The following is a 26,465-nucleotide window of genomic DNA, read 5'->3' as shown; positions in this document are numbered from 1 at the left end:
TTAGCTTTCGTCGTTTCGCTCGCAACGACGGGAACTACCGCATCATCAACGCCACCCGGCCGATCGCCTTGCGCTCGATGAGCAACCGCATCGCCTTCGCATGTTCCTCGAGCGGAAGGCGATGCGAAATATTCGGACGGACCTTGCCGGCCTCCGCCCATTCGCTCAGCGCCTTGATCCTGGTCGCGCCGAGGGCGGGATTTTTTCGCACTGCCTCGCCGGCGCGGACGCCGAGAACGCTCGCGCTCTTGATCATCAACAGATTGGTGCGCGCGAGGCCGATGCCGCCGGTGAAGCCGATCACCAGAATCCGCGCGCCCCAGTTGATGCAGCGCATCGAGCTCTCGAACACCTCGCCGCCGACCGGATCGAATACAACGTCGGCGCCGCGGCCATCGGTAAGGCGCTTGACTGCCTCGCGGAAAGGCTCCCGTGCATAGAGCACGAGATGGTCGGCGCCGCGCGCGCTCGCAACCGCGAGCTTCTCCTCGCTTGACGTCGCGGCGATCACGGTGGCGCCGAGCAGCTTGCCGATCTCGACGGCGGCCAGCCCCACGCCGCCGCCGGCACCATGCACCAACAGCACCTCGCCTGGCCTGATCTGACCGCGGTCGATCAGCGCGTGATAGGCGGTGCCGTGCGCGGCAAGAAAGGTCGCGCCCTCTGCATAGTCGAAGGTCGACGGCAGCGGCACGAGCTGTGACGGCACAGCCACGGCCTCGTCGCAATAGGCGCCGAAGCGCATCTTCACGATCACCTTGTCACCTTCAGCGACACCGGCGGCATCAATCACCTCGACGACGTCGCCGGCCGCTTCCGAGCCCGGTGTGAACGGCAGCGGCGGCTTGAGCTGGTACTCGCCGGCCGCCATCAGGATGTCGGGAAAATTGATGCCCGCGGCACGAATGGCGACGCGCACTTCGCCCGCCTGCAGCGGAACGGACGCAAAGCTCTCGAGGTGCAGGTGCTCGGGCGGCCCGAGCTCGCGGCAGACGACGGCTCTCGGCATCAAGCTGCGCTCGCCTTGCGGCGCGCCAGCACCTCGCGGATCAGCGGCAGGCGGTCATTGCCGAAATACATGTCGGTCTTGTCGACGAAAATCGTCGGCGAGCCGAAGCCACCTCGCGCCACCGCCTCCTCGGTGTTGACCCTGAGCTGGTCCTTGATCGCCTGGTCGCCGATCCCGGCGAAGAACCTTGCCGGATCGATGCCCACCTTGCCGCAAATCTCGGACAGGACCGCGTCCTGCGAGATATCCCTGTCCTCGCCCCAATAGGCCTCGAACACGGCGCGCACAAACGGCACCATCCTGTCGTTGCCGAGAAGGATGCAGCCGCGCATCGCCTTGACGCTGTTCACCGGAAACACCGTCGGCGGCATCTTGATGGCGAGCCCTGCCGCGCGCGCCCAGTCGGCAAGATCCTTCAACATGTAGCGCGCCTTCAACGGCACCGGAGTCTCGCGCTGGGCATAGACCGATGGATTGACTGTGTTGAAGATGCCGCCGACCAGGATCGGCCGCCAAATGATCTCGGCACCGAATTCCTTCGCAAGCGGCTGAATGTTGTGGAAGGCAAGATAGGTCCACGGGCTGGAACAGTCGAAGAAGAATTCGATCATGGCATTTCCTTGTATTGTGGTTGCTCTTGACCCCCCACCCCGAGGAGCGCGGCATGCGCGTTCGAAGGATGAAAGCCTGTCTGTGGCCTCATGATTCGAGACGGCGCTTCGCGCCTCCTCACCATGAGCCAGAGTGTCATTTCCTTCCGGTGAGCTCCTTCGCGCGCTGGCCAAACATATTCTTCCGCGCCTCCTCGTCGAACGGCTCCTTGACGAACTTGCCGATCGCAAGGCCCGCCTGCACCTGCGGCCGGGCGCGCACCGCCGCGTACCAGCGCTTGATGTTCGGATAGTCGTCGAGCGTGAAACCTTGCGCCTTGTGGGTCATGGTCCAGGGGAAACAGGCGATATCGGCGATCGAATAGTCGCCGGCAATGTAGCTGCCGGTCCTGCCGAGCTGACGGTCGAGCACACCGTAGAGCCGGGCCGCCTCGTCGCGGTAGCGCTCGATCGCGTAAGGGATCCTCTCGGGCGCGTAGAGCGCGAAATGGCCGTGCTGGCCGAGCATTGGACCTAAGCCCCCGATCTGCCACATTACCCATTGAACGACGGTGGACCGCTCCCGCAACTCCTGCGGCAGGAAACGGCCGGTCTTGTCGGCAAGATAGATCAGAATTGCGCCGGTCTCGAACACCGAAAACGGCCCGCGACCATCGACGGGCTCATGGTCTACGATCGCCGGAATCCGGTTGTTGGGACTGATCGCCAGGAATTCGGGGCGAAACTGCTCGCCGGCCCGGATATCCACGGGGATGACCCGGTAGGGCACCCCCAACTCCTCCAGCATGATCGAAATTTTCCATCCGTTCGGCGTCGGCGCGTAGTGAAGGTCGATCATGGGTTTCCTTGATTGCGGGTCACGCAGACTTTTGTTGTTCTGTACCTCGAGCATAAGACATGGCAGACAGGCCCTCAATGATACCGCGGCCGGAGGCTCCCATGCTGTTTCCAACCACCATCGCAGGCTCCCTACCCAAGCCGGAATGGCTGGCCGAGCCCAATGTCCTGTGGGCGCCCTGGAAGCCACAAGGCGACGAACTCGCACGCGCCAAGCGGGACGCCACCGTGCTCGCAGTCAAGCTGCAGGAGGATGCCGGCATCGACATCGTCACCGAGGGCGAGCAGGCACGCCAGCATTTCGTGCACGGCTTCCTGGAGAAGATCGAGGGCATCGATTTCGCTCACAAGGTCGAAATGGGCATCCGGAAGGATCGCTACAAGGCCATGGTTCCGCAGGTGGTCGCGCCGCTGCGGCTCAAGGGCCGCGTACATTCCGGCGAGGCCCGCGTCGCCCGGGCGCATACGAGGAACAGGCTGAAATTCACCCTGCCCGGACCGATGACCATCATCGACACCATCGCCGACAAATATTACGGCGACCGCATCAAAATGGCATTTGCCTTTGCCGAGCTGTTGAACGACGAGGCAAAGGCGCTGCAGGCCGACGGCGTCGACATGATCCAGTTCGACGAGCCTGCCTTCAACGTCTACATGGACGAGGTGCGCGACTGGGGCGTCAAGGCGCTCGAACGCGCGGCCGAAGGGCTGACCTGCGCTACCGCCGTGCACATCTGCTACGGCTACGGCATCAAGGCCAACACCGACTGGAAGCAGACGCTCGGTGGCGAGTGGCGGCAGTACGAAGAAACGTTCCCCGTGATTGACAAGAGCACGATCCAGCAGGTTGCGATCGAGTGTCGGAATTCGAAGGTGCCGCTGGAACTGCTGTCGGCACTTCCCGGCAAGGTCGTGCAGGCCGGAGTGATCGACGTCGCCAGCGACGAGGTCGAGTCCGCGGAAGACGTCGTCAAGGTGATCGAGGCGGTCGCGAAATTCGTGCCCAAGAGCAATATCGTTGCGACCACCAATTGCGGCATGGCGCCGATGCGGCGGGATATCGCGGAAGCCAAGCTCGTGGCGCTCGGCGCAGGTGCAAAGCTGGCAAGGCAGCGGCTGGCCTGATGGCGACCGTCCTTCGCATCGCAACGACGGCCGCGCTGCTCGCCGCGACCTGGCCGGCACAGGCCGGCGAGCGCGACCAGCTCAATGCCTGCCGGGACACGATCGCACGCACGGCGCAATCACCTGCGACACAGGACCCGCCGGAGATTGTGCGCTGCCGGCAGATCATCAAGGAATGGACGCTCAGGGATTCCCGCATGAGCGTCGACGAGCAGGGCAAGCCACTTCGCTGACAGACTTCTGCGGCTAATTCGCGCTCGGATGCAGCATCGGCCGGTAACCCGCCTGAAACGCGCGGATCGTCGATGGCGGCGTGAGCAGCATGGGTGGGCCGGTCATGTCAGCATGGCTGTAGCCAGCGAACGACCAGCGCAGCACCTTGCCGCCGGTGACGAGGTAGCTCTCCCCGTTCGCCTGCACCATCGCACCATCGGGCAGCTCAAGCAGCGCCGTCGGCAGCGGATGCAACCGCTTCCGGCCGCGTTCGAGCCTTTCAGAGTGCAACACCGCGTCCATCGCCTTGGCACTGAGGCCGGTCACGCCATTGCCCCGCTCCCAGCAGCCGCGAAACCGTTTTGCGTCCGCGCGACGGCAGAAGAAGCACGGACGATGACCGGCGGCGAACGCGGTGGCTTCATCGAGGAAGAACATTTCGGTCCAGCTCCGCCTGCTCATCACGCTGCGCCGCCATCCCCTGAACTCGCACAGGCAGGTGATCCAGGCGGGCGTCGACCAGCGTTTGGTCAAGAGCGTCTTCGTCGCAGGGTCGTGGATGATGCCGCGATTGCCGGTGAAGGTGCCACGATGTTCGGTGGCGATGATGTCGCCTGTCGGCGTGACGCGGTTTTGCAGGGGCACGGCTCGCCCTAGCCGCAATCGTCGTTGCGAGGAGCTCGCGACAAAATTGCAGAGCAATTTTGCCCTGCAGCGACCAAGCAATCCATACGTCCACGCATGCCGCGCGATGGATTGCTTCGCTTCGCTCGCAATGACGGTGACCTCACGCCGCGTCGTCGCGGATCGGCGGTTGGAATGACAGCGCGGTGTCCCATGGGAAGAAGATCCAGGTGTCCTGCGACACCTCCGTAATGAAGGTGTCGACCAGCGGCCGCCCCTTCGGCTTGGCGTAGACGGTGGCGAAATGCGCCTCCGGCAGCAACTGCCGCACCAGTCTCCCGGTCTTTCCGGTGTCGACGAGATCGTCGACGATCAGAAGACCCTTGCCGGTACCGCCTCCGAGTTTTGCCGTGTCGTCCGAGATGCCTTTCAAGACTTTCAGGTCGCCCTGCTTGTCGTGGTCATAACTCGCAACGCAAACGGTATCGATCACGCGCACGCCGAGTTCGCGCGCCACGATCGCCGCCGGCACCAGCCCGCCGCGGGTGATCGCGATCACGGCGTGGAACGGCCCGACCTCGTTGAGCCGCCAGGTCAGCGCCCGGCAGTCCCGATGAAATTGATCCCACGAGACCGGAAAGGCCTTGCCTGCCCGCTCCTGCGCGCTCAGTTCAGAACTTCTATCAACCATGGCGCATCAACCCGCCGCCGGCTTGTTGTGCACGGCGTGCAGCTGTTTCAGCATCTCTTTCACCTCTGCCATTGCCGCCGCGAGCTTTTCCGGATCGCGGGACCGCACCACCAGATTGGTGTTCGGCTTCTGGTTCTCGTCCTGGAACGGATAGCTGCCGATGATGGTGTCGGGATGCGCCACTGCGATCGCCCGCAACGGGCCGCCGATGTCGCCCTCCCGCGCGTCGGCGCGCACGGAATCCGAAAGCATCCTCACGCCGGACTTCAGCCGCGGTGCCACGATGTCCATCATCGCCTGCATGATTGAAGGGATGCCCGCCATCACGATGACGTTGCCGAGCTTGAATCCGGGCGCGAGGATGGTCGCGCTCTGAATGAGTTCGGCGCCGTCGGGCACACGGGCCATCCGTAACCGCGCCTCGTTCAGATCCTGCTCGCTCCAGCGCTCCCTGAACCGCGCGACCACCTCGGGATGGTGACTGATCCCGACCCCGAAGGCCTTCGCCACGCTGTCCGCGGTGATGTCGTCATGGGTCGGCCCGATCCCGCCGGTGGTGAAGACATAGGTGTAGCGATGCCGCAGCGCATCAAGAGCGGTGACGATGTCCGCCTCGTCGTCGGCGACAATGCGCACTTCCTTCAGGTCGATGCCGATATTCGTCAGGTATTCGGCGATGAAGCCGATGTTCTTGTCCTTGGTCCGGCCGGACAGGATTTCGTCGCCGATCACCAGAATCCCCGCCGTGACGATCTCGCTCATTGTCTCATTTCCTCACTCTGGCCCCCGACATTGCCGACGCAATGCCTTGATGTCACGGGATTTTGCCGCCGAAATACGCAGGCCGCAGCCGGTTTTTCAGGCAGCGTGGCGGATCATCCCTGGCAAATGCCGCCAGCCAATGCATATCGCGCTGGCCCGCCCCTTGCTACCATCCCTTCAAGTCATGCACTCTGTCGGATGGCTTCGGAGGGCGGTCGGGATTTATGGCAGTCGCGTTCGATGAAATGAGCGGCCTCGGCGACGACCTGCGCCCGGCCTACCAGGAGCTCTCCCGCTGGCTCAAGGAGACCCCGCCGGATGCGCTCGAATACCGCCGCCAGGAAGCGGAGCTCCTGTTCCGCCGGATCGGTATCACCTTCGCCGTCTATGGCGACGCCGAAGCCCAGGAGCGGCTGATTCCCTTCGACGTCATCCCGCGCATCATGTCGGCCATGGAATGGTCGCTGCTGGAAAAAGGCCTGAAACAGCGCGTGCTAGCGCTCAACATATTCCTCAAGGACATCTACCACGGCCGCGACATCCTGCGCGCCAACGTCATCCCGGAAGACCTGATCTTCCAAAACCCGGTATTCCGTCCCGAGATGAACGGCCAGGACGTGCCCCACGACGTCTATGTCCATATCGCCGGCATCGACATCATCCGCACCGATCCGGAAAACTTCATCGTACTGGAGGACAATGCGCGCACGCCGTCCGGCGTGTCCTATATGCTGGAAAACCGCGAGATCATGATGCGGCTGTTTCCGGACTTGTTCGCCCGCCACCGCGTCGCTCCGGTGGAACGCTATCCGGACGAGCTGTTGGCCGCGCTGCGCTCGGTCGCCCCCCTGAGCGCCGCGGCCGAGCCGACGGTCGCGCTGATGACGCCGGGCGTCTACAACTCGGCCTATTACGAGCACTCCTTTCTCGCCGACAAGCTTGGCATCGAGCTGGTCGAGGGCCGCGACCTGATCGTCAAGAACGATGAGGTCTTCATGCGCACCACCGAGGGACTCAAACGCGTCGACGTGATCTACCGCCGCGTCGACGACGATTTCCTCGACCCCCTGACCTTCCGTCCGGATTCCGCGCTCGGCGTACCCGGGCTGATGTCGGCCTATGCGGCCGGCAACATCACGCTCGCCAACGCCGTCGGCACCGGGATTTCCGACGACAAGGCGATCTACTCCTACATGCCCGACATCGTGAAGTTCTATCTCAGCGAGGAGCCGATCCTGAAGAACGTGCAGACCTGGCGTTGCCGCGAGCCGCAGGATCTTGCCTACGTGCTCGACAACCTTGCCGACCTCGTGGTCAAGGAAGTGCACGGCTCGGGCGGCTACGGCATGCTGATCGGCCCGGCCGCTACCAAGGCAACCATCGAAGCATTCCGCGACAAGCTCAAGCGCGAGCCGGAGGGATTCATCGCCCAGCCGACGCTCGCCCTGTCGACCTGCCCGACCTGCACGGAGAAGGGGCTCGCGCCGCGTCATGTCGATCTGCGGCCGTTCGTGCTGACTGGCAGCAAGCACACCACCATCGTACCGGGCGGGCTGACCCGCGTGGCGCTCAAGGAGGGATCGCTCGTGGTCAATTCGAGCCAGGGCGGCGGCACCAAGGACACCTGGATACTGAGTGAGTAGGTGAGAGCATGCTTTCGCGCACTGCCGAAAACCTGTTCTGGCTCGCCCGTTATGTCGAGCGCGCCGAATATCTCGCGCGCACGATCGACGCGACGCTGCGCGTCACCGCGCTTCCGGCCGCTTATGTCGGCAAGACCAATGAATGGGATTCCGCGCTGCTCACCGCGGGCGTCGGCGCAAGCTTCTACGACCAATATGACGAAGCCAACGAGCAGAACGTCGTCGAATATCTTTCCTTCTCCCCCGCCAACCCCTCCTCGATCAGGAATTGCATCGAGGCGGCGCGGCTCAATTCGCGCTCGGTGCGTACCGCGCTGACGTCGGAGATGTGGGACACCATCAACTCAGCCTGGATCGAGTTGCAGGCGGCCTGGAGCAAGGGCACCGCGAACCGCGAGGAGCTGGCGAAATTCCTGCGCTTTGTGCAGGAAACCTCGCTGCGCTTCGACGGCTCGGCCTACCGCACCATGCTGCGCAACGATGCTTACTGGTTCTCGCGGCTCGGGCTGCATCTCGAACGTGCCGATAACACCGCGCGCATTCTCGACGTAAAATATCACGTGCTGTTGCCCGAAGAGGAGCATGTCGGCGGCCCGCTCGACTACTATCAGTGGACCTCGATCCTGCGCTCGGTCTCGGCGCTGACGGCCTACCACTGGGTCTACCGGGAAACACTGAAGCCGTGGCTGATCGCCGATCTGCTCATCCTCAACGACACGCTGCCGCGATCGCTTGCAAGCTGCTACAGCAATCTGGTGCGCAATCTGGACGAGATCGGCGTCGCCTATGGCCGGCAAGGCGCCTCCCAGCGCCACGCCCGCGGCGTCAGAAACCGCCTTGAACACAGCCATATGGACGATATCTTCCAGCACGGCGTGCACGAGTTCATCCAGGAGTTCATCGCGGACAACTCGCGGCTGGGTGAGATCATCACCAAGCAGTATCTGATTTGATGGAATCGACACGGCCCGAATAACAAGAATCCCGTCGTGGCCGGGCTTACCCGGCCATCCACGTCTTGCTTTGAGAGGCGATAAGGACGAAAGACGTGGATGCCCGGCACGAGGCCGGGCATGACAACCCAACCTCCTGTTGGTCAGCCATGCGCCTTCGGATAGCCCATACGACCACCTATCGCTACGAGCCGCCGGCCTCGGGCGTGATTCAGATTCTGCGGATGACGCCGGGCAACCATGACGGGCAGTACGTCGCGCAATGGCAGATCGACGTCTCGACCGACTCGCGGCTCGATGTCCATGAGGACGCGTTCGGCAACGTCACGCATGTGCTGACGCATGGATCGATCGCCGACCTCACCATCCATGTCGAGGGCCTGGTCGAAACTCACGACACTGGCGGCGTTCTGCGGGGCTCCGACGAGCGGTTTCCGCCGAGCCTGTTCCTGCGCGCGACGCCCCTTACCGACGTCAATCCGACAATGACGAGCTTCGTGCGCGAACTGCGCGCGGAAGCGGGCAGCGACGTACTCGGCTTCCTGCACGCGTTGATGGTGCATATCTACGAGCACATGACCTTCGACGAGGATCCGACCAACAGCGCCACCTCGGCGTCCGAGGCCTTCGCGCTGAAAAGCGGCGTCTGTCAGGACTATGCGCATATTCTCATCGCTTGCGCGCGCGCCGGCGGCGTACCTGCCCGCTTCGTCTCCGGCCATTTCCTCCGCTCCGACGGCATGGTCAATCAGCAGGCTGGCCACGCCTGGGCGGAAGCCTATGTGCCTGATCTCGGCTGGGTCGGCTTCGACGCCGCGAACGGCATCTGCACCACGGACGCCCATGCCCGCGTCGCGATCGGCCTCGACTACCTCGGCGCCGCCCCGGTGCGCGGCACCCGCTATGGCGGCGGGACGGAGACGTTGACGGTTGCGGTGAAGGTCGACCAGGCCGGTCGACCAGGCCAGTGGCAGAGTCAGTCGCAGTCGTAGTCAAAGGCGTCACAGAGACAACAGAGATCCCTCGTCCGAACGAGGCAAAACCGCGTCTTGAGGGGGTGAACGACAGGCTCGGAACAACGAGCCGCACGCGACAAATGTCATCAAAAGCCTGATCCTCGAAATCATCCCGTAGCCGGTCGCCTGTTTGCTCGGATGCCGCCTGGCTGGAAACGAAGTGCCCGGGTGAAACGCCCGGCTGTTGCCGCTATCCTGCGCCGGGCTCGAGGAGAAGCACACATGGACCGACGTCTCTTTCTCGCGACTGCCCTCTTCAGCCTGACTCCCATGGCCCGCGCCGTCGCGCTGGATCGATGGCAATCCCTGCCAGCGACGCCGGCTCCGGTTGTCGGGCGCAGCGCACCAGCGGAGGTGAACGGAATCAACCTGTTCCATGTTGATCTCGGCGACGGAAGCCCGGTGGTCTTTCTGCACGGTGGGCTAGCCAATTCCGATTATTTCGGCCTTCAGGCGCCCGAGGTCGCACGCCGGCACCGCGTCATCCTCGTCGACAGCCGCGGCCATGGCCGCAGCACGCGCGACGCGCAGCCGTTCGGATACGACCTGATGGCGGACGATGTCGTCGCGCTGCTCGATCATCTGCAGATTCCGCGCGCGTCGATCGTCGGCTGGAGCGACGGCGCCATCATCGGGCTTGATATGGCGATGCGTCATCCCGACCGGGTCAGCCGCGTATTCGCCTTCGGCGCCAACACCCAAACCTCAGGTCTCAACCCGGATTACGACAACGACCCAACATTTGCGCAATACATTGCGCGTGCACGCTCAGAGTACGCGCGCAACTCGCCGACGCCGAACGAATACGAACAGTTTCTGCATGAGATCGAGAAGATGTGGGAGACGCAGCCGAACTGGACGGACGAGCAGCTGCGCGCGATCCGAACGCCGGTGCTGATTGCAGACGGCCAGCACGACGAAGGCATCAAGCGCGAGCATACCGAATACATGGCTGCGACGATTCCAGGCGCCGGCCTTCTGATCCTCCCCAACGTCAGCCACTTCGCGTTGCTGCAGGACCCACTCCTGTTCAACACGGCACTGCTGGATTTCCTCGAAAGCTAGGTTTCCCGGGTTCTTACTCATTCGCAGCCTGTTCCGCGGCAGGGAATCGGGGTTGGATGAGACCCTGAAATTGGCTACTAGTTCTTCGGCGAAAATTCGGGCCGTTTGGGGACTGGAAATGACTTATTGCTGCGGAATTCTGGTGCGCGACGGCCTCGTCATGATCGCCGACACTCGCACCAATGCCGGCCTCGACAACGTCTCGACTTTCCGCAAGCTGCACATCTTCTCAAAGCCCGGCGAGCGCATCATGGCGATCGCGAGCGCGGGCAATCTGGCGATCAGCCAGTCGGTGCTGTCGACCCTCACCGAAGGGATGGAAGATCCGCAAACCGGCGAGCTCGAAACGCTGATGAATGCGCCGACCATGTTCCAGGCCGCGCAGCGGATCGGCCGCGCGATCCGCGCCGTGCACGCCACCGAAGGCGACGCGTTGCGGTCGGAAGACGTCTCCTTCGACGTCTCGTTCCTGTTCGGCGGCCAGATCAAGGGCTCGCGGATGCGGCTGTTCATGATCTACACCGCCGGCAATTTCATCGAATGCACCACCGATACGCCCTACTTGCAGATCGGCGAGCACAAATACGGCAAGCCCGTGCTCGACCGTGCCATGCATTACGACGTCGAGCTTTATGAGGCGTTGAAGACCGGCCTGATCTCCATGGATTCCACCATGCGCTCCAATCTCGGCGTCGGCCTGCCGATCGACGTGCTGGTGGTGCGGTCGGATGCCTGCGAGGCCGACCTCAACCACCGCATCGAGGCCGGCGAGCCCTATTTTCACGACTTGCGCTCGCGCTGGTCCGCAGCGCTGCGCGCGGCGCATCAGAATATTCCGCGTCCACCCTACAAAACCGAAACCGAATCAAAAGCCCAATAAACAGAGGAAACCAAATGGCCGAAGCAACCAACAAGATCGCCGTCGTCACCGGAGCTGGCACAGGCGTCGGGCGGGCGGCGTCGCTCGCTCTGATGAACGCAGGCTTCACAGTGGTGCTCGCCGGACGGCGCATGGAGATGCTGGAAGAGACCAAGAAGCTCGGGGACAATGTCGGCAAGAGCATGTGCGTCTCCGCCGACATGACGAGCCCGGCCTCGATCGCCGCGCTGTTCGACAAGGTGAAGGACACCTACGGCCGGCTCGACGTGCTCTTCAACAATGCCGGCATGGGCGCGCCGCCGGTCAATTTCGAGGATCTTTCGCTCGAGCAATGGCAGGCGGTGGTGAACACCAATCTCACCGGCCCGTTCCTGTGTACCCAGCACGCCTTCCGCATCATGAAGGACCAGAAGCCGCGTGGCGGTCGCATCATCAACAATGGCTCGATCTCCGCGCACGCCCCGCGGCCGTTCTCGGCAGCCTATACCTCGACCAAGCACGCCATCACCGGCCTCACCAAGGCATCCAATCTCGACGGCCGGATGTACGACATCGCGGTCGGCCAGGTCGACATCGGCAACGCCGCAACCCCGATGACCGATCGCATGGTCGACGGCGTGCTGCAGCCCGACGGCCGCAAGATGCCGGAGCCGCGCATGGACGCGAAGGCGGTCGGCGATGCAGTCGCCTACATGGCGAGCTTGCCGCTCGACGCCAACGTGCTGTTCATGACGGTCATGGCGAGCAAGATGCCGTTCGTGGGCCGGGGCTAGCGATCTCTCTTCTCCCTCGCCCCGCTTGCGGGGAGAGGGTCGGGGTGAGGGGCCGGGCCCGCGAAGAAGGTAAGCAACTAACGTGCGGAGATTCCCGCTCACTTGGATCGCATCTGACGATGCGATCCAACCTCTCGCCGCAAGCGGGACGAGGTACGGGGACAGGCGCTGCTCGTCCCCTACTCCAGCCTCTCCACGTTGCGCAGTGCCGGGAACAGTTTCATCCAGAGCAGCGCGATCGCGATGGTGCCGACACCGCCGAGCACGGCCGCCGGCACTGTGCCAAACAGCGCCGCGGTGACGCCGCTCTCAAACTGGCCAAGCTGGTTTGAGGCGTTGATGAACAGAAAATTCACCGCGCCGACGCGACCACGCATCTCGTCCGGCGTCGAGAGCTGCACGAGCGAGAAGCGGATCACGACGCTGATCGTGTCGGCCGCGCCCAGCACCGCCAGCGCCAGCACCGACAGCCACATCCATTGCGACAGCGCGAACACCACGGTAGCGGCGCCAAACACAATCACCGCCTGGAACATGCGCAAGCCGACATGGCTGCTGATGGTGTGCCGCGCCAAAACCACCGTCATGAACAGCGCGCCGACCGCGGGTGCGGCGCGCAGGATGCCGAGGCCGAGCGGGCCTGTCATAAGGATATCGCGGGCATAGATCGGCAGCAGCGCGGTGACGCCGCCGAACAGCACCGCGAACAGATCAAGCGAGATGGTGCCGAGGATCGCCGGATTACCGCGCACGAAGGTGACGCCGGCGAACAGGTCATCGGATGATGCCGTGTCCTTGACCGCCGCCTGCTGCAAGCGGCCGATGCCGCCGGTCAGGATCGCGCCGAGTAGCCAGAACACCACCATGACGCCATAGGGCAGCCCTGGCATCACGGCGTAGGCGAAACCGCCGAGCGCCGGGCCCGTAATGGTCGCGACCTGCGCGGCGCCGCTCGAGATCGCGGTCGCCCGCTGCAGCGACCCCTGCGGGGCGATCAGCGGCAGCAGCGCCGCGGTCGCCGGGCTCTCGAATGCGCCGGCGATCCCCAAAACGAAGGTCGCAATGAAGATCTGCACCTCGGAGATGGTGCCGGCAAAGGTGCTCACCGTGAGGAACAGCGCAGTGAGCGCCTCGGCGAGCTGGCAGGCCTGAACCACGCGCTTGCGCTCGAACCGGTCGGCTGCATGGCCGGCGACGAACACGAGCAGTGCAGTGGGGAGAAACTGCACCAGGCCGACCATGCCGAGATCGAACGCGCTGCCAGTCAGCTCGTATACCTGCCAGCCGATCGCGACCGCGCCGATCTGGCTGGAGAAGCGCGACAGGCTGCGCGACGAAAGGAAGAAAAGAAACGGCCGCTGGACGAGAAGATCGCGGGCCCGGACCGGCTTTGTGTGGGACATGTTGGAGCCGTGGACGGCGGCCGGCAACTTGTCAATGGCGATGGCTCCCGAGACGCAACGGCATTGCGCTGCGTGCGGCCCCTGCCATAATCCCGCGGGACTTGTTCGGGGGCTTGATGCTGCAGTTACAATCGGCGTTCGGTGTAGCGGCGCTGCTGGCGATCGCCTGGGCGCTCAGCGAAAACCGCGGCGCGGTATCGGTCCGCCAGGCGGCAATCGGGCTTGCCGTTACCATCGCGACCGCGCTGGTGCTGATCAAGGTGCCGTTGGTGACAACAGTCTTCGGGGCGATCAACGACGCCGTCGGGACCATTGCCGCTGCCACCCGCGCCGGCACTGCCTTTGTGTTCGGCTATGTGGGCGGCGCCCCCCTGCCCTTCGATCCGAAGATACCGGGCTCCGATTTCATCCTCGCCTTCCAGGCGCTGCCGATCGTCCTCGTGATGAGCGTGTTGACGACGCTCTTGTTCTATTGGCGTGTGCTGCCGCCGGTCGTGCGCGGCATGGCCTCGCTGCTCGAGCGCACGCTCGGCGCCGGCGGCGCGGTCGGGCTCTCGACCGCGGCCAACATCTTCCTCGGCATGGTGGAAGCGCCGTTGTTCATCCGCCCATATCTCGCGCAACTCACGCGCAGCGAATTGTTCCTCGTGATGACCGGCGGCATGGCCGGCATCGCCGGCACGGTGCTCGTGCTCTACGCCACCCTGCTCGCGCCGCTGATCCCGGATGCGGCCGCGCATTTCGTCATCGCCTCGGTGCTGGGCGCGCCGGCCGCCATTTTGGTGAGCCTGATCATGGTGCCGGAGACATCGGACAAGCGCACCGGCGCCTTGCTTGCCGATCCCGAAGTCGGAGCGTCCTCGACGATGGACGCGATTGCCAAAGGCACCACCACGGGGCTTGAGCTGCTGCTCAACATCGTCGCCATGCTGCTGGTGCTGGTTGCGCTGGTCTATCTCGCGAACGCGATCATCGGCCTGTTGCCGGAGATCGGCGGCGCCAGGATCTCGCTGCAACGGCTGCTGGGTTATCTGATGGCGCCGGTGTGCTGGCTGATGGGTCTGCCGTGGCCGCAGGCGGTCACGGCGGGAAGCCTGATGGGCACCAAGACCGTGCTGAACGAGCTGATTGCCTATGTCGATCTCGCGAAGCTCGGCACCGATGCGCTCGATCCGCGCTCGCGGCTGATCATGCTTTACGCGATGTGCGGCTTCGCGAACTTCGCGAGCCTGGGCATCATGATCGGTGGCCTCGGCACCATGGCGCCCGAGCGGCGCGAAGAGATCAACGCACTCGGGCTGAAGTCGATCGTCTCCGGCACGCTGACGACCTGCCTGATGGGCGCGATCGTGGGGGTGTTGACGTGACGGTGAGGACTACGTCGTCAGCTCCACCGTCTTGAACTCCGCCGGCAGGATCACTTCGAGCAGTTCGACGTCATCAGAATAATCCATGATCAGGTGCCGGATCCTGGGTGGCTGTGTCCAGGCGCTGCCAACCTGGAACATCGTCTCGCCAACGCCTTCCATATAGGTCTTCACCCAACCCTTGAGCACGTAGACCATCTGAAACTCGACATCGTGGTAGTGCAGCTTCGAGACTTCCTCCGGATTGCACGGCCCCACCAGCCGGATCACATGCGCCCGCGCCAGACCATGGGTGGCGTCCGCGATGCCGAGGTCGCGATACTGCGCGTAGGCGCGCAGGCCATCGCACTTGAAATCCTCTTCGCGGTGATGGCTGATGGCGATGCGCTGCTTCGGCCGCGCTTTCGGCGTCTTCGCCTTCGTCGTCGAGACGCGCCCCTTGGACTTGATGGTCTTGCGCGCGGTGGATTTGTCGGCGGTCAGATGTCCCGTCCACTTCTTCCTCACCGCGGTCTTGGCCGAAGGTCTTGATGTCGCCTTTTGTTTTGCCATTGCCGACCTCCCTGATCGTGCGGGCGTCCGCGAGGCGCGGACGCGACCTGCGCGAGGTTATCCACAGTCGGGCGCAGCGGCAATCAGGCCTGATGCCTCAGTGCAGCCGGAAGACGCCGTCGACAGCGCGCAGTTCGGCCGGCTTGATGAGCTTGGAATGCGCCACCGTGACCGAAAACAGCGGGCCCTCGAGCTTCTCCTGCCAGAACGCGAGGAAATCCTGAAGCGCCGGAAATTTCGGGAAGAGATCGTAGTTCTGCCAGACATAGGTCTGCAGTAACGAGGGATGATCCGGCATCCGGTAAAGGATTTGCGCCGTCGTCAGCCCGTACCCCAGCAACTGCTTCCGGAAATCGTCGGAAACTACCCGACCAACTCGCGAGACCATGCCAACCTCCTGTGACGGAGCGCATTTGCGCGAGGTGGCCGACGTGCCGGGGCCACGCCGGCAATAGATGCACTCACATGATTGAAATGTGACGCACGCGACTAACCCATCACAAGCCCAAATGTTTAATGAGTTGTTGAAATTTCGCGCGTTAGCAGCAGCTTACCGCACGTGCTAATACGGGGTCGGCAGGTTCGTCGGGTGCCGTTAAGGATGACCGGCGATGCTGGCAACCATCTGCTCTGAGTGCCAATTTTTCTGCTAGAAGCCCTTGCCGGCGAGCCGGGAGTGGCCTATCTCCAGCGCGGCTGGACTAGCACTCGGTAGTCCAGACTGCTAACACTCCAAAAATTCGACAACATCTGCAAATGTTTAGGAGGACTGCATGAAATTCCGTCCGCTTCACGACCGCGTCGTGGTCAAGCGCATCGACGCCGAAGAGAAGACCGCTGGCGGCATCATCATCCCGGACACTGCCAAGGAAAAGCCCTCCCAGGGCGAAGTCATCGCCGTCGGCCCGGGCGGCCGCGACGAAGCTGGCAAGCTGATCCCGATCGACCTCAAGGTGGGCGACCGCGTGCTGTTCGGCAAGTGGTCCGGCACCGAGGTCAAGATCGACGGTGAAGACCTGTTGATCATGAAGGAAAGCGACATCATGGGCGTCCTCGACGTTCCCGCTTCCAAGAAGAAGGCCGCTTGAGCGCCTCTTTCCCTCCCAGGTAAATCTCTCAAGGAACAACTCAGATGGCAGCCAAAGAAGTCAAGTTCTCCGTCGATGCGCGCGACAAGATGCTGCGCGGCGTCGACATCCTCAATAACGCAGTGAAGGTCACCCTCGGTCCGAAGGGCCGCAACGTGGTGCTCGACAAGTCGTTCGGCGCTCCCCGCATCACCAAGGACGGCGTCACCGTCGCCAAGGAGATCGAGCTCGAGGACAAGTTCGAGAACATGGGCGCCCAGATGGTGCGCGAAGTCGCCTCCAAGTCCGCGGACGCGGCCGGCGACGGCACCACCACCGCCACCGTGCTCGCCGCTGCGATCGTCCGTGAAGGCGCCAAGTCGGTTGCCGCCGGCATGAACCCGATGGACCTAAAGCGCGGCATCGACCTCGCGGTCGAAGCTGTGGTTGCGGACCTGCAGAAAAACTCCAAGAAGGTCACCTCGAACGAGGAGATCGCCCAGGTCGGCACGATCTCGGCCAACGGCGACGCTGAAATCGGCAAGTTCCTCTCCGACGCGATGAAGAAGGTCGGCAACGAGGGCGTGATCACGGTCGAGGAAGCCAAGTCGCTCGAGACCGAGCTCGACGTCGTCGAGGGCATGCAGTTCGACCGCGGCTACATCTCGCCCTACTTCGTCACCAACGCCGACAAGATGCGCGTCGAAATGGACGACGCCTACATCCTGATCAACGAGAAGAAGCTCTCCTCGCTGAACGAGCTGCTGCCGCTGCTCGAGGCCGTGGTGCAGACCGGCAAGCCGCTCGTCATCGTCGCCGAGGACGTCGAAGGCGAAGCCCTCGCCACCCTCGTCGTCAACCGCCTGCGCGGCGGCCTGAAGGTCGCGGCCGTCAAGGCTCCGGGCTTCGGCGATCGTCGCAAGGCCATGCTGCAGGACATCGCGATCCTGACCGGCGGCCAGGCGATCTCGGAAGATCTCGGCATCAAGCTCGAGAACGTCACGCTGCAGATGCTCGGCCGTGCCAAGAAGGTGATGATCGACAAGGAGAACACCACGATCGTCAACGGCGCCGGCAAGAAGGCCGACATCGACGCCCGCGTCGCCCAGATCAAGGCGCAGATCGAGGAGACCACCTCGGACTACGACCGCGAGAAGCTGCAGGAGCGTCTCGCCAAGCTCGCGGGCGGCGTCGCGGTGATCCGCGTCGGCGGGGCGACCGAAGTCGAGGTGAAGGAGCGCAAGGATCGCGTTGATGACGCGATGCACGCGACCCGCGCGGCGGTCGAGGAAGGCATCGTCCCGGGTGGCGGCGTCGCCCTGCTGCGTGCCTCCGAGCAGCTCAAGGGCCTGCGCACCAAGAACGACGACCAGAAGACCGGCGTCGAGATCGTGCGCAAGGCGCTCTCCTCCCCGGCCCGCCAGATCGCCATCAATGCCGGCGAGGACGGTTCGGTGATCGTCGGCAAGATCCTGGAGAACAAGTCGTACAACCACGGCTTCGACTCCCAGACCGGCGAATATGCCGATCTCGTCAAGAAGGGCATCATCGACCCGACCAAGGTCGTGCGCACCGCGATCCAGAACGCAGCCTCCGTTGCTGCGCTGCTGATCACCACTGAGGCGATGGTGGCCGAAGTGCCGAAGAAGGCCGCTGCCGGTCCCGCCATGCCTCCGGGCGGCGGCATGGGCGGCATGGACTTCTAAGGTCCCGCTTTCCAGCGATCCAGAAAATGCGAAACCCCGGCGGCGATGCCGGGGTTTTTGTTTGGACGAACGCCGCCTTGCACCGGCGCCGCCGCTAGTTAACGCGCAATGAGATCAGGATGAAGCATCATCGCGCTTTACCTTGTCGTTTGCGCATGATCTCCGCGCAAATGCTTCGCGTTTGTCGCAAGGGAAAACCGTTACGCACTCTTCCGGATCACGCTTTAGTTCCTTGCCCGCAAAATGCTGATCCGCGTCTCGTCGACGAAATCCTTGAGGTCCTGATCGGCCCGGCGGAATAGCCTGCGCTCGACCGTGAGCGAGCGGCCGTCGACCGTCTTGGTGCAGCGTTCCCTGAGATAGACGCCGCCGACCGGCTGGTCGCCCGCGCCGGGTTGACCTTCGCTGCATGCCCAGCCCTCGGCGCCGTAGCGCGACCGGGCCTGCATTCCCAGGAGAAAGGCTTTCTTGCGGATATAGAGCCGCGCCTTCGGATCGGTCACGATCTGCAGGCCGGCGACATGGCCGGTGTCGTCGATCAACAACGTGAGTATCGCCGGGTGTCCCGCCACCATCGTGCCGTCGCGGCTGGTCGCAGGATCGTATCCGAACCGGATCGCGCGCATCCCGTTCGCGTCGGGCGGACAGTCGCGCCACTTGCTCCAGCCGGCCAGGAGATGGCCGGTGTCTGTCGCACAGTAGAAGCCGACATAACCGGCTTCCGGCAAATCACTCGCGGCCATTCCAAGACGGATGTCGCGCAGATCATTGCCGCTGAGTTCCTCGACATGCGCGGGAGCGCCCGCGAGCACCTGCAAGGCGACGAGAACGACGGCGGCAATCCCTGAAAGCCTCAGCCTGCGTATCATTGGCTTCTCGCAGCGCCGACGGCTGCGTCCTCCGGCTTCTGTGCCTGTGTCTTGTAGATGTCGCAGACCCGTGACGTATTGGAGAAGAAGGCAACGCACTCGGCGTAGGTCGGCTCGCCGGCGCCCTTGATGTGCGCGATCACATAGTCGGCGACCGCCTCGACATCTTTCGTTCGCAGGAAGGTGCCCCCTTCGGGCGGCATTTGCGCGCTCGCCTCCCGCCGATTCATGCCGTGACATTTGGTCTCGTCATAGGCGCCGCGCATGAAGAACGGCATGCCGGTGCCCGGCCGTCCGCAGCTGACCGTTTCGATGATCTGCTCCCGCGTCAGCTCGGTCTTGCGCAGCGACAGCGCGTCACCGCCATACCCGCCGCCGCCATTGCCGTGCCATTTGTGGCAGCCCATGCAATTGGCTTTGGCGAAAACCGCCTTGCCGGCACTGGTCGGATCGGACGCCGGCGCCTGCGACGACTGGCCGTAGGCCACGCCCGGCATCGAAAGATTGAGCGCAACGACGCTTGCGAGCAGCATCGACGCCGCCGTCCGAGCTGATTTGAAGCTCATCATTTCCATCTCTTGTTGAGGAGGCAGGAGGGCCCGGCCTTTGCGGGCCCTCCTTTGTCATGGGTCTCAGAGCGCGAACACGTAGAGCATCGATCCCGGCTGAATCTTCTTCAGCTCGGGCGTCGCGTCGATGAACCACTTGTCCCAGGCGCCGCCGAGGCCGACCAGAATGGCGACGTACTGCTTGCCGTCGACCGAGAAGGTCATCGGCGGGGCGTTGACGCCGCCGCCGGTGTTGAACTCCCAGAGCTTCTGCAACGTCTTCGCATCAAGCGCCATCACTTCTCCGGAGGGCTGACCGGAGAAGACGAGCTCGGGAGTTGCGAGGATGCCGCCGAGGTTCGGGAACGGCGTTTCCATCTTGCCGGCGACCTTGCCGGTGGTGACGTCGATCGCCGTCACGCTGCCGGTGATCGTGAACGGCTGGCTAGGGCCGCCGCCGGTCCAGAATTCGCGCGGCTTCAGCTTGTCGGGAGTCGCGACCTCGACCTTGATGCGGTTGCAGCTCTCGATGACAGGGATGTACCAGAGCTTCAGGTCCGGATTGTACGCCGTCGGCGGCCAGTTCTTGCCGCCCATGTTGCCCGGACAGATGTCGGTTTCCATGTTGGTGCGGCTCGGTGTCACCGACGCGACGTAGGTCTGCACCTGCTTGCTCGAGTCATACTCGATCGGCTTACCCGTCTCGGCATCGAGCCCCTTGGTCCATGTGACCTTCTTTACGAACGGAAGGCCCCAGACGAACTTGCCGTTGGAGCGGTCGATCGCATAGGCAAAGCCGTTGCGGTCGGCCTCGAGCGCAAGCTTGAGCGGACCGCTGGGACCGGGGATATCGACCAGCACGTTCTCCGCGACGCTGTCGTAGTCGTAGGGATCATTCGGCGTGTGCTGATAATGCCACTTGATCTTGCCGGTCGTGGCGTCCAGCCCCAGCGAGCTGTCGGTGTACAGGTTGTCGCCCGGCCGGTACGCATTGTCCCAGTCCGGTCCCGGGTTGCCGACGCCCCAGACGATGGTGTCCGTCGAGGGATCGTAGCTGCCTGTCACCCAAGTCGAACCGCCGCCGGCGGCCGCCGAATTATTGGCATCCTTCCAGGTCTCACTGCCCGGCTCCCCCTTGCCTGGAATGGTATGGGTGCGCCAGACTTCCTTCTGCGTTTTGAGGTCGGTCGCGGCGATCCAGCCGCGGATGCCGTATTCGGCGCCGGCCACCCCTGTGATCGCCATGTCCTTGACGATCAGCGGCGCGCCGGTGATCACTTCGCCCTTGTCGGGATCGGCCACGTTGCGCTGCCAGGCAACCTGCCCGGTTTCCTTGTTGGTCGCGATCAAGCGGCCATCGAGCGTGTGGGAGATCACCAGATCACCCCACAATGCGACGCCGCGATTGTCGACGCCGCAGCACGCCACAGCGCCGGCCCAGTCGCGGTCGGTCTTGGGATCCATCTTCCAGGCCAGCGTACCGCGCCCGCCATGCGCATCGATCTTGTAGACGGAGCCCCAGCCGTCGGTGACGTAGAGGAAGCCGTTTTCGGCGATCGGCGTGCCTTCCAGTCCGCCATGGCTCCAGATGCCCCCGGGCTCGATGCCGCCGAGATGCATGGTCCAGGCGACCTTCAGGTTCTTCACCGTATCGCGGTTGATCTCCTTCAGGCTGGAGAAGCGATGCGCGGAGTAGTTCTGGTGATGATGAATCCAGTTGCCTGCCTCCTTGCCGGGATTGAGCAGACGGTCCTGGGTGACCTCGTCGGCCGCGGAGACCGGCGTCACGGCCAGTATGCCTCCGGCGGCAACGACGACGGCGAGCAGCCGTGCTCGCGAGGAGACTCTTGCGTGGCCTGATAAGCGCTCCATGATCAATGTCCTCCTTGACAAGTTCTTGTTGTTTCGAGCGTCCGGCACATCCGGGCGTTCGGCTTGGAAAGCCTCCTCCAGCGGGCCAAAGGTCCGCTGTCGCGATCAGGGCGTTCGGGTAACCTGCACCTCCGTTTCTCTGGTACCGGCCTTCTGGAAGACGACGACGCATGTGAACTTCTCGCCGTCGACGAGTTTCTGCCGCGTCTGCAGCAGCATCACGTGATATCCCTCGCGCTTGAGGTCGGTCGTCTGTCCCTGCGGGATCGGAATCGATCTGACCTCACGCATTGCGGGAGCGCCCTCGCCACGATCGACGGTGTGCCTTTCGGAGAAATTGGCAAACGGACAGCGGACGCGCAGAATGGCATCCGCCTCGGTGGCCTCGTTCCTGATCGTCATCAGCAGCGGGAGGTTGACACCGATCTCGTCCGACGCGGGCACGCGAGCGTTCGTGACCTGCAAGGCATCGCCCGCCGCGGCGAAATGGGGCACGAGGGCAAGTCCGAAAGCGATCAGCCCAATCGCAAGCGACCGCGGCATGCTGGCAAGCACAACCCGGCCGCATCGCGCCGAGCGTGCGCGATCGGAACCCGATGTCGCCCGGGCGACCATCGGTTATTTTTCGGCCGGCCCGTAGTCCAGCAGATGTTCAGTTAGCCGGGATCTGGATGCGAGGGATGCCCAAACGAAGCGCGCCGTTCGACCCATCGGCGTTCCTCCACTTTCGATTTTCTTGTTTCTTGGCGTGTGATGTTACGGCTCTTGCATACACAAAAATATCCCAAATTGCGGCGCCCTAAGGGCCAGGGCTGGAAAATGATTCCAATGAGCCGAGGAGATCGCATTTGATCCGAAGTCACCGCGCACATGGCCGTCCCAGGGCCGAGTGCGTCGCAACCTCGATCGCACGATTGTATCAATCTTGATTGCTATCTATGCGATAGTCGGCGAACGTTGTTTGCGGCAAACTACCTGGGTACTCGCGGCGGGGTGGCCGCGATGCTCGGCGCCTCGCACAACCTTACGCTGAGGGAGAATCTTTCGGTTGCTCACGATATCCCCCTTATGCACAGCGGCGCCCGTAAATATACGTAGGTTTGGGTTGACAATTTTGAAAAAATTTCTTCGCGAGAGTCGCAAACCGAACCGACAGTCCTGCTTTCCTTCCGCAAAGTAAGCTCGGGCTGGATCAATCTTACCCAGAATTTGAACCGGACACGGAGCGTCAGCTCCCGCGACGCGCGCGAGCGTTGCGAGGAACGCTTTCGCTCGAGAAGGGAATTGTGCCTTGAGTGAAAGGGAAATGGCAGCCTTGATGAACGACACGTCGTGGTTGAGCTTCCCGATCGCGGCGCCCGGCATGACCGGGAATCCTGCCGAGTCGGGTGTTGCCGCGCGCGTGCGGCCGAACAGATCACCGAGGCCCTGGGCGAAACGTATTCGTGCAATGCGATATGCGACCTGGCGACAGAAATGGCGCCGGTCGGCAGCGCTCCGCCAAGGTCCTCAACGAAGCCGGCTGGCTAACGGCGCACAATTCACGTCGAGGATTCATTGAGGAGGGATCCGGCCGGTTGGAACTGGCGCAGTGACGAGCATGCAGCCCCCCTGCCCCATGCTCCATCAACGCCGCAGGTGTGCGATGCCCCCCAACGTGGTCGCACCTACAGGGTCCAACCGGCCGGTACTTTCTGCAAATAAAAAGGTGCAATCTCGAGGGAGGGCCCAGATGGGCATGCTCATGGTCAAATGTCCGCAGACCGCGCACGCGATTCCCACCGGAATCAAGATTGATCGCGAAAGCTTTGGACGCAGCGCGGTGTTCTTCTCGCGCACCCGGTGCCCATTCTGCCGTACCGATCACTCCTGGTTCGCGAAGGATGCCTGGGTCGATGAGCCGGGCATCGGCGTGCGGCGGCGGCTCACCCGCCTGAACCTCGATACAGAGCATTGATGATCGCGATGGAGGGACACCATGGCGCGCATGCAGACCTCGACCGAAACGTCCGCCTGGCTGCTCCAGGCCAAGGATTTTCTCAAGGAAGCACGACGGCTGAAGCCGGGCCCCGAGCGCAATGAGTTGCGCCAGACGGCGAAAGTGCTGCGCGAGATTGCGAAGCTCGAGACGGCGTCCGGACCCGCACGGGAGCTTTGATCCTCCCGCCGCGGATGGTCACGCCCGAAACATTCCTACAGCGCGTCGTCCGCTTCGATCTCCGGGATGCGCGGATCGTCAGGCAGAGCCGCCGCGCGAGATCGGCTCTTATGGTTCGAGAAGATCTCCTCGGCCTCTAGACGCATGACGCGGTGGCACTCGCACGCTACCGCAGATAGCCGCGACCGGTCGATCTCGATCCGGCCTCGTTGATCGGACCTGATCGCGCCGCTCGCGCGCAGATTGCGCATCAGCAGCGTCACTGTCGTTCGTCGCACACCGAGGATCTGCGACAACGCCTGCTGGGTCAGCGGGAGGACGTCGCTGTCGACGCGGTCGCGAAGCTGGAGCAGCCAGCGCGCCATGCGGGCTTCGACCGGATGCAGCGCATTGCAGGCTGAACCGAGCTGGAACTGCATGAGCATTGCCCTGACGTGATTCCGGATCGCCTGCCGGATTGCCGGACTGCGGCCGAACGCCATGTAGAATCGTGACGCAGGAATCCGCGACGCCGAGCCCGCCGTGCAGACGAGCGCGGTAATGGCCGACAGTGACGACCCGAGCACCGAGAGACTGCCCACAACCCCCTCGCGCCCGATGACCCCGGTGGCAACGGTGCGTCCATCCGCCATTTCGATCATGAGCGAGATGGCGCCGCTATGTGGAAAGAAAACCTGGTCGATTTGGTCACCCGCTCGCGAGATGACCGCGTCCTGCTCGAGCGCGACGGTCTCCAATTCGGGCCTCAGAAGATCGAGGTCCGCCGCCGGCAGTGTTGCGAGAAGGCGATTACCGATTGCGCCTGGTAGATTCACTAGCGGAGGCCCGTAGTGAAGCGACGCGCAACGAGAACCAACTCACTTAAATACCGTTTCAAAAAACCAACTCCAGATGGTCAAGACGGAATTTCGATACGCAGCATTTGTTAGATGCAAATGCGCCGCCGGACGCAACAAGAAAATGCACATGGGATCGTATGGTAGCATCATGGGAACCCGGAAGTTCCATGGCGGAAATGGCAGACGCTGCACGGGATTACGCGGGTATCGCGAGTCTCCCAATCGGGTCGGCTCGATCGCGCGCAGGGCGTGGTAGTTGCAGAAATGCAACCCCCGGCGGCAATGCCGGAAGCTGCCCTCGAGCGCATTGCACGGCAGACCGGCCGACGTGCACCCACGGCGGTCAGCTCCCCGTCGTCTCAGGCCGCCGATCGCTGCACGCCCGATGGCCGAACGTTCTGATTGAGCCTGAACAGGTTACCCGGATCGTACTTGGCTTTCAGCGCGGCCAGGCGAGCGTAGTTCTCTCCGTACGCGCCGGCCACGCGATCGGTCTCGTCCGCCGGCATGAAGTTGACATAAACGCCGCCGGTCGCGTACGGCGCAGCGTCGGTGAAGAGTTTCCGCGCCCAGGCGATTGAGCGTTGCTCGTCGGCCGGATCGCGCCATCGCGTGTGGACGTTCATGACAAAGTTGGCATCGCGGTGCGGGAAGGCCGTGGCGTCGATCGCCTTGCGGCTGGTGGCGCCGCCGAGCTGACCGATGAAGATCTCGCACTCCCCGGTCGGCAGGCTCGCCACTTGATCAATGAGAGTATCGAGGAAGCCATCGCTGAGCTCCGCGAAATTGTGCGACTTCCAGTAATTGCTGGCGCCTGGCGCAAGCAACGGGTCGAACGCGGTCTGCCAGGCCGAATAAGGCGACATGCCGATCACGTCGGCGATCGGCTCTCCAAGCGCGCGCAAGGGTTCGAGTGCGCGTTTACCCTCGTTCTCCTCACCCGCATAGCAGGCGGCGAACGCGACGATCTCCTTGCCATGAACCTCGGGAGGGAGGAACGGCAGCGGCGGCGCCTGTCTGAGCACCACCCAGACCGTCAGCTCATCGGGCGCTTTCGCGGCGACCTCGCGATAGCCCGCAAGCAGCTCCCTGGCCCGCCCAAAGGGATGGACGATGAGTCCCGCCAAAACCATTGGACCGACCGGATGCAGGCGGAACTCGAATGAACTCACCACACCGAAATTGCCGCCGCCGCCGCGCAACGCCCAGAACAGCTCGACGTTCTCGGCGATGCTTGCGTGCACGAGTTCGCCCTCGGCGGTCACAACGTCAGCCGAGATCAGGTTGTCGGCACTAAGCCCGAACTTGCGGCTCAGCCATCCGAAGCCGCCGCCGAGCGTCAACCCGGCGACGCCTGTCGTCGAGTTGACCCCGAGCGGGGTGGCGAGGCCGAAAGCCTGCGCCTCTTTGTCGAATTCGCCGAGCGTTGCGCCCGGCTCGACCCGTGCCGTGCGGTGGAACGGATCAACCCTGACCGAACGCATCGGCGAAAGGTCGAGCAAGAGCCCACCCTCGCAAACGGCATTGCCGGCAATGTTGTGTCCGCCACCGCGAACGGCCAGCAACAGGTTGTGCTCACGCGCAAGCCGCACGCCGCGGATGATGTCGGCGGTCCCCTTGCAGCGCACGATCGCACCGGGATGACGGTCGATCATCGCGTTCCAAATCGTGCGCGCCTCGTCATAGCCCGGCTCCCCGGCCAGGCAGAGATCGCCGCGTAACGTCTGGCGAAGGGCCGCAATCGCATCGCTTCCAAGCGTCACCGCCTCGCCCTGCAGCGAGGCCAACCTGATCTCAGTCATGGCATCTCCTCCGCAACCAGTAGTGACTCAAGCAAGAAACCGCTTCCATTGTCGGCCTCCTCGCGACTGCGCCGGTCATT

Annotated in this window: 28 protein-coding genes; 13 read left to right on the top strand and 15 right to left on the bottom strand. The window is 63.4% G+C overall.

Annotation, left to right across the window (positions count from 1 at the left end; genetic code table 11):
- Positions 1-34 precede the first annotated feature (34 nt).
- From JQ553_RS18425 to JQ553_RS18415, 3 genes are all read right to left on the bottom strand, one after another.
- A complete protein-coding gene (locus JQ553_RS18425) occupies positions 35-1,009 on the bottom strand; it encodes an NADPH:quinone oxidoreductase family protein (RefSeq protein ID WP_212501388.1) in 975 nt (324 codons plus the stop codon).
- Entirely contained in the window at positions 1,009-1,620 is a 612-nt protein-coding gene (locus tag JQ553_RS18420; RefSeq protein WP_212501387.1) for a 2-hydroxychromene-2-carboxylate isomerase, read from the bottom strand. The genes JQ553_RS18425 and JQ553_RS18420 overlap by 1 nt, the downstream gene beginning before the upstream one ends.
- A 136-nt stretch (positions 1,621-1,756) precedes the next feature.
- Positions 1,757-2,458: a glutathione S-transferase N-terminal domain-containing protein gene (locus JQ553_RS18415; protein ID WP_212501386.1), complete on the bottom strand. Its 702-nt coding sequence runs from the start codon at positions 2,456-2,458 to the stop codon at positions 1,757-1,759.
- A gap of 101 nt (positions 2,459-2,559) precedes the next feature.
- Between JQ553_RS18415 and JQ553_RS18410 the strand changes: the two genes are divergently transcribed.
- The gene (locus tag JQ553_RS18410) at positions 2,560-3,582 is read left to right on the top strand and encodes a methionine synthase (RefSeq protein ID WP_212501385.1); all 1,023 of its coding nucleotides are present in this window, start codon (positions 2,560-2,562) and stop codon (positions 3,580-3,582) included.
- Entirely contained in the window at positions 3,582-3,815 is a 234-nt protein-coding gene (locus JQ553_RS18405; RefSeq protein ID WP_212501384.1) for a hypothetical protein, read from the top strand. Before JQ553_RS18410 ends, JQ553_RS18405 begins: the two co-directional genes overlap by 1 nt.
- Positions 3,816-3,828: 13 nt before the next feature.
- On the opposite strand, the gene JQ553_RS18400 is transcribed toward JQ553_RS18405, so the two are convergent.
- From JQ553_RS18400 to JQ553_RS18390, 3 genes are all read right to left on the bottom strand, one after another.
- Entirely contained in the window at positions 3,829-4,440 is a 612-nt protein-coding gene (locus JQ553_RS18400; protein WP_212501383.1) for a hypothetical protein, read from the bottom strand.
- 142 nt (positions 4,441-4,582) lie between these two features.
- Complete coding sequence (gpt, locus tag JQ553_RS18395) at positions 4,583-5,110, bottom strand: xanthine phosphoribosyltransferase (RefSeq protein WP_212501382.1); 528 nt, start codon at positions 5,108-5,110, stop codon at positions 4,583-4,585.
- A gap of 6 nt (positions 5,111-5,116) precedes the next feature.
- Positions 5,117-5,872: a molybdopterin-binding protein gene (locus tag JQ553_RS18390; protein ID WP_212501381.1), complete on the bottom strand. Its 756-nt coding sequence runs from the start codon at positions 5,870-5,872 to the stop codon at positions 5,117-5,119.
- A 224-nt stretch (positions 5,873-6,096) separates the two neighbouring features.
- Here JQ553_RS18390 and JQ553_RS18385 point away from each other — a divergent pair, with 224 nt between their 5' ends.
- From JQ553_RS18385 to JQ553_RS18360, 6 genes are all read left to right on the top strand, one after another.
- Positions 6,097-7,515 carry a circularly permuted type 2 ATP-grasp protein gene (locus JQ553_RS18385; RefSeq protein WP_212501380.1) on the top strand — a complete coding sequence of 473 codons (1,419 nt, stop codon included), beginning with the start codon at positions 6,097-6,099 and terminating at the stop codon, positions 7,513-7,515.
- Between the two features lie 8 nt (positions 7,516-7,523).
- Complete coding sequence (locus JQ553_RS18380; protein ID WP_212501379.1) at positions 7,524-8,468, top strand: alpha-E domain-containing protein; 945 nt, start codon at positions 7,524-7,526, stop codon at positions 8,466-8,468.
- A 149-nt stretch (positions 8,469-8,617) separates the two neighbouring features.
- A complete protein-coding gene (locus JQ553_RS18375) occupies positions 8,618-9,460 on the top strand; it encodes a transglutaminase family protein (protein WP_212501378.1) in 843 nt (280 codons plus the stop codon).
- Positions 9,461-9,706: 246 nt separating this feature from the next.
- On the top strand, positions 9,707-10,549 hold the full coding sequence (locus tag JQ553_RS18370) for an alpha/beta fold hydrolase (RefSeq protein ID WP_249144371.1): 843 nt from the start codon (positions 9,707-9,709) through the stop codon (positions 10,547-10,549).
- A gap of 118 nt (positions 10,550-10,667) precedes the next feature.
- The gene (locus JQ553_RS18365; RefSeq protein ID WP_212501377.1) at positions 10,668-11,429 is read left to right on the top strand and encodes a peptidase; all 762 of its coding nucleotides are present in this window, start codon (positions 10,668-10,670) and stop codon (positions 11,427-11,429) included.
- 14 nt (positions 11,430-11,443) lie between these two features.
- Positions 11,444-12,202 (top strand): SDR family oxidoreductase, encoded by a 759-nt coding sequence (locus JQ553_RS18360; RefSeq protein WP_212501376.1) that lies wholly within the window; start codon positions 11,444-11,446, stop codon positions 12,200-12,202.
- 179 nt (positions 12,203-12,381) lie between these two features.
- Here JQ553_RS18360 and JQ553_RS18355 read toward each other — a convergent pair whose 3' ends face one another.
- A complete protein-coding gene (locus tag JQ553_RS18355) occupies positions 12,382-13,605 on the bottom strand; it encodes an MFS transporter (protein WP_212501375.1) in 1,224 nt (407 codons plus the stop codon).
- 116 nt (positions 13,606-13,721) lie between these two features.
- On the opposite strand from JQ553_RS18355, the gene JQ553_RS18350 reads away from it, so the two are divergent.
- A complete protein-coding gene (locus tag JQ553_RS18350; RefSeq protein WP_212501374.1) occupies positions 13,722-14,972 on the top strand; it encodes a NupC/NupG family nucleoside CNT transporter in 1,251 nt (416 codons plus the stop codon).
- A gap of 9 nt (positions 14,973-14,981) precedes the next feature.
- Here JQ553_RS18350 and JQ553_RS18345 read toward each other — a convergent pair whose 3' ends face one another.
- Positions 14,982-15,524 carry a cupin domain-containing protein gene (locus tag JQ553_RS18345; protein WP_212501373.1) on the bottom strand — a complete coding sequence of 181 codons (543 nt, stop codon included), beginning with the start codon at positions 15,522-15,524 and terminating at the stop codon, positions 14,982-14,984.
- Between the two features lie 97 nt (positions 15,525-15,621).
- Entirely contained in the window at positions 15,622-15,912 is a 291-nt protein-coding gene (locus tag JQ553_RS18340; RefSeq protein ID WP_212501372.1) for an usg protein, read from the bottom strand.
- A gap of 385 nt (positions 15,913-16,297) precedes the next feature.
- On the opposite strand from JQ553_RS18340, the gene groES reads away from it, so the two are divergent.
- Entirely contained in the window at positions 16,298-16,612 is a 315-nt protein-coding gene (gene groES / locus JQ553_RS18335) for a co-chaperone GroES (RefSeq protein WP_212501371.1), read from the top strand.
- Between the two features lie 44 nt (positions 16,613-16,656).
- A complete protein-coding gene (gene groL, locus JQ553_RS18330) occupies positions 16,657-18,297 on the top strand; it encodes a chaperonin GroEL (protein ID WP_212501370.1) in 1,641 nt (546 codons plus the stop codon).
- Positions 18,298-18,521: 224 nt separating this feature from the next.
- On the opposite strand, the gene JQ553_RS18325 is transcribed toward groL, so the two are convergent.
- The 4 genes from JQ553_RS18325 to JQ553_RS18310 form a co-directional block, all read right to left on the bottom strand.
- Positions 18,522-19,166, bottom strand: coding sequence for a hypothetical protein (locus JQ553_RS18325; RefSeq protein ID WP_249144370.1), 645 nt, complete (start codon positions 19,164-19,166; stop codon positions 18,522-18,524).
- The gene (locus tag JQ553_RS18320; RefSeq protein ID WP_212501483.1) at positions 19,163-19,663 is read right to left on the bottom strand and encodes a c-type cytochrome; all 501 of its coding nucleotides are present in this window, start codon (positions 19,661-19,663) and stop codon (positions 19,163-19,165) included. The genes JQ553_RS18325 and JQ553_RS18320 overlap by 4 nt, the downstream gene beginning before the upstream one ends.
- 135 nt (positions 19,664-19,798) lie before the next feature.
- Complete coding sequence (locus tag JQ553_RS18315; protein ID WP_212501369.1) at positions 19,799-21,586, bottom strand: PQQ-dependent dehydrogenase, methanol/ethanol family; 1,788 nt, start codon at positions 21,584-21,586, stop codon at positions 19,799-19,801.
- Between the two features lie 105 nt (positions 21,587-21,691).
- The gene (locus JQ553_RS18310; RefSeq protein ID WP_212501368.1) at positions 21,692-22,129 is read right to left on the bottom strand and encodes a copper chaperone PCu(A)C; all 438 of its coding nucleotides are present in this window, start codon (positions 22,127-22,129) and stop codon (positions 21,692-21,694) included.
- 1,189 nt (positions 22,130-23,318) lie between these two features.
- Here JQ553_RS18310 and JQ553_RS18305 point away from each other — a divergent pair.
- Both JQ553_RS18305 and JQ553_RS18300 read left to right on the top strand, forming a co-directional pair.
- Positions 23,319-23,543 (top strand): hypothetical protein, encoded by a 225-nt coding sequence (locus tag JQ553_RS18305; protein WP_212501367.1) that lies wholly within the window; start codon positions 23,319-23,321, stop codon positions 23,541-23,543.
- Positions 23,544-23,564: 21 nt separating this feature from the next.
- Positions 23,565-23,744: a hypothetical protein gene (locus tag JQ553_RS18300; protein ID WP_212501366.1), complete on the top strand. Its 180-nt coding sequence runs from the start codon at positions 23,565-23,567 to the stop codon at positions 23,742-23,744.
- 35 nt (positions 23,745-23,779) lie between these two features.
- Here the strand turns inward: JQ553_RS18300 and JQ553_RS18295 are convergent, their stop codons facing one another.
- Together JQ553_RS18295 and JQ553_RS18290 are read right to left on the bottom strand one after the other, a co-directional pair.
- The gene (locus JQ553_RS18295) at positions 23,780-24,559 is read right to left on the bottom strand and encodes a Crp/Fnr family transcriptional regulator (protein WP_212501365.1); all 780 of its coding nucleotides are present in this window, start codon (positions 24,557-24,559) and stop codon (positions 23,780-23,782) included.
- Positions 24,560-24,942: 383 nt separating this feature from the next.
- Entirely contained in the window at positions 24,943-26,385 is a 1,443-nt protein-coding gene (locus tag JQ553_RS18290; RefSeq protein ID WP_212501364.1) for an FAD-binding oxidoreductase, read from the bottom strand.
- Positions 26,386-26,465: the final 80 nt, after the last annotated feature.

The organism is Bradyrhizobium lablabi (assembly GCF_018131005.1).
GTDB lineage: Bacteria > Pseudomonadota > Alphaproteobacteria > Rhizobiales > Xanthobacteraceae > Bradyrhizobium > Bradyrhizobium lablabi_D.
Note: the sequence above shows the minus strand (reverse complement) of the source record. Positions and strands in the feature narration are given on the sequence as shown.

What these genes read in the sequence shown, in the direction of transcription:
- JQ553_RS18425 (WP_212501388.1), bottom strand. Translation starts at nt 1,009, where the DNA reads ATGCCGAGAGCCGTCGTCTGCCGCGAGCTCGGGCCGCCCGAGCACCTG.
- JQ553_RS18420 (WP_212501387.1), bottom strand. Translation starts at nt 1,620, where the DNA reads ATGATCGAATTCTTCTTCGACTGTTCCAGCCCGTGGACCTATCTTGCC.
- JQ553_RS18415 (WP_212501386.1), bottom strand. Translation starts at nt 2,458, where the DNA reads ATGATCGACCTTCACTACGCGCCGACGCCGAACGGATGGAAAATTTCG.
- JQ553_RS18410 (WP_212501385.1), top strand. Translation starts at nt 2,560, where the DNA reads ATGCTGTTTCCAACCACCATCGCAGGCTCCCTACCCAAGCCGGAATGG.
- JQ553_RS18405 (WP_212501384.1), top strand. Translation starts at nt 3,582, where the DNA reads ATGGCGACCGTCCTTCGCATCGCAACGACGGCCGCGCTGCTCGCCGCG.
- gpt (WP_212501382.1), bottom strand. Translation starts at nt 5,110, where the DNA reads ATGGTTGATAGAAGTTCTGAACTGAGCGCGCAGGAGCGGGCAGGCAAG.
- JQ553_RS18390 (WP_212501381.1), bottom strand. Translation starts at nt 5,872, where the DNA reads ATGAGCGAGATCGTCACGGCGGGGATTCTGGTGATCGGCGACGAAATC.
- JQ553_RS18385 (WP_212501380.1), top strand. Translation starts at nt 6,097, where the DNA reads ATGGCAGTCGCGTTCGATGAAATGAGCGGCCTCGGCGACGACCTGCGC.
- JQ553_RS18380 (WP_212501379.1), top strand. Translation starts at nt 7,524, where the DNA reads ATGCTTTCGCGCACTGCCGAAAACCTGTTCTGGCTCGCCCGTTATGTC.
- JQ553_RS18375 (WP_212501378.1), top strand. Translation starts at nt 8,618, where the DNA reads ATGCGCCTTCGGATAGCCCATACGACCACCTATCGCTACGAGCCGCCG.
- JQ553_RS18370 (WP_249144371.1), top strand. Translation starts at nt 9,707, where the DNA reads ATGGACCGACGTCTCTTTCTCGCGACTGCCCTCTTCAGCCTGACTCCC.
- JQ553_RS18365 (WP_212501377.1), top strand. Translation starts at nt 10,668, where the DNA reads ATGACTTATTGCTGCGGAATTCTGGTGCGCGACGGCCTCGTCATGATC.
- JQ553_RS18360 (WP_212501376.1), top strand. Translation starts at nt 11,444, where the DNA reads ATGGCCGAAGCAACCAACAAGATCGCCGTCGTCACCGGAGCTGGCACA.
- JQ553_RS18355 (WP_212501375.1), bottom strand. Translation starts at nt 13,605, where the DNA reads ATGTCCCACACAAAGCCGGTCCGGGCCCGCGATCTTCTCGTCCAGCGG.
- JQ553_RS18350 (WP_212501374.1), top strand. Translation starts at nt 13,722, where the DNA reads ATGCTGCAGTTACAATCGGCGTTCGGTGTAGCGGCGCTGCTGGCGATC.
- JQ553_RS18345 (WP_212501373.1), bottom strand. Translation starts at nt 15,524, where the DNA reads ATGGCAAAACAAAAGGCGACATCAAGACCTTCGGCCAAGACCGCGGTG.
- JQ553_RS18340 (WP_212501372.1), bottom strand. Translation starts at nt 15,912, where the DNA reads ATGGTCTCGCGAGTTGGTCGGGTAGTTTCCGACGATTTCCGGAAGCAG.
- groES (WP_212501371.1), top strand. Translation starts at nt 16,298, where the DNA reads ATGAAATTCCGTCCGCTTCACGACCGCGTCGTGGTCAAGCGCATCGAC.
- groL (WP_212501370.1), top strand. Translation starts at nt 16,657, where the DNA reads ATGGCAGCCAAAGAAGTCAAGTTCTCCGTCGATGCGCGCGACAAGATG.
- JQ553_RS18325 (WP_249144370.1), bottom strand. Translation starts at nt 19,166, where the DNA reads ATGATACGCAGGCTGAGGCTTTCAGGGATTGCCGCCGTCGTTCTCGTC.
- JQ553_RS18320 (WP_212501483.1), bottom strand. Translation starts at nt 19,663, where the DNA reads ATGCCGGGCGTGGCCTACGGCCAGTCGTCGCAGGCGCCGGCGTCCGAT.
- JQ553_RS18315 (WP_212501369.1), bottom strand. Translation starts at nt 21,586, where the DNA reads ATGGAGCGCTTATCAGGCCACGCAAGAGTCTCCTCGCGAGCACGGCTG.
- JQ553_RS18310 (WP_212501368.1), bottom strand. Translation starts at nt 22,129, where the DNA reads ATGCCGCGGTCGCTTGCGATTGGGCTGATCGCTTTCGGACTTGCCCTC.
- JQ553_RS18305 (WP_212501367.1), top strand. Translation starts at nt 23,319, where the DNA reads ATGGGCATGCTCATGGTCAAATGTCCGCAGACCGCGCACGCGATTCCC.
- JQ553_RS18300 (WP_212501366.1), top strand. Translation starts at nt 23,565, where the DNA reads ATGGCGCGCATGCAGACCTCGACCGAAACGTCCGCCTGGCTGCTCCAG.
- JQ553_RS18290 (WP_212501364.1), bottom strand. Translation starts at nt 26,385, where the DNA reads ATGACTGAGATCAGGTTGGCCTCGCTGCAGGGCGAGGCGGTGACGCTT.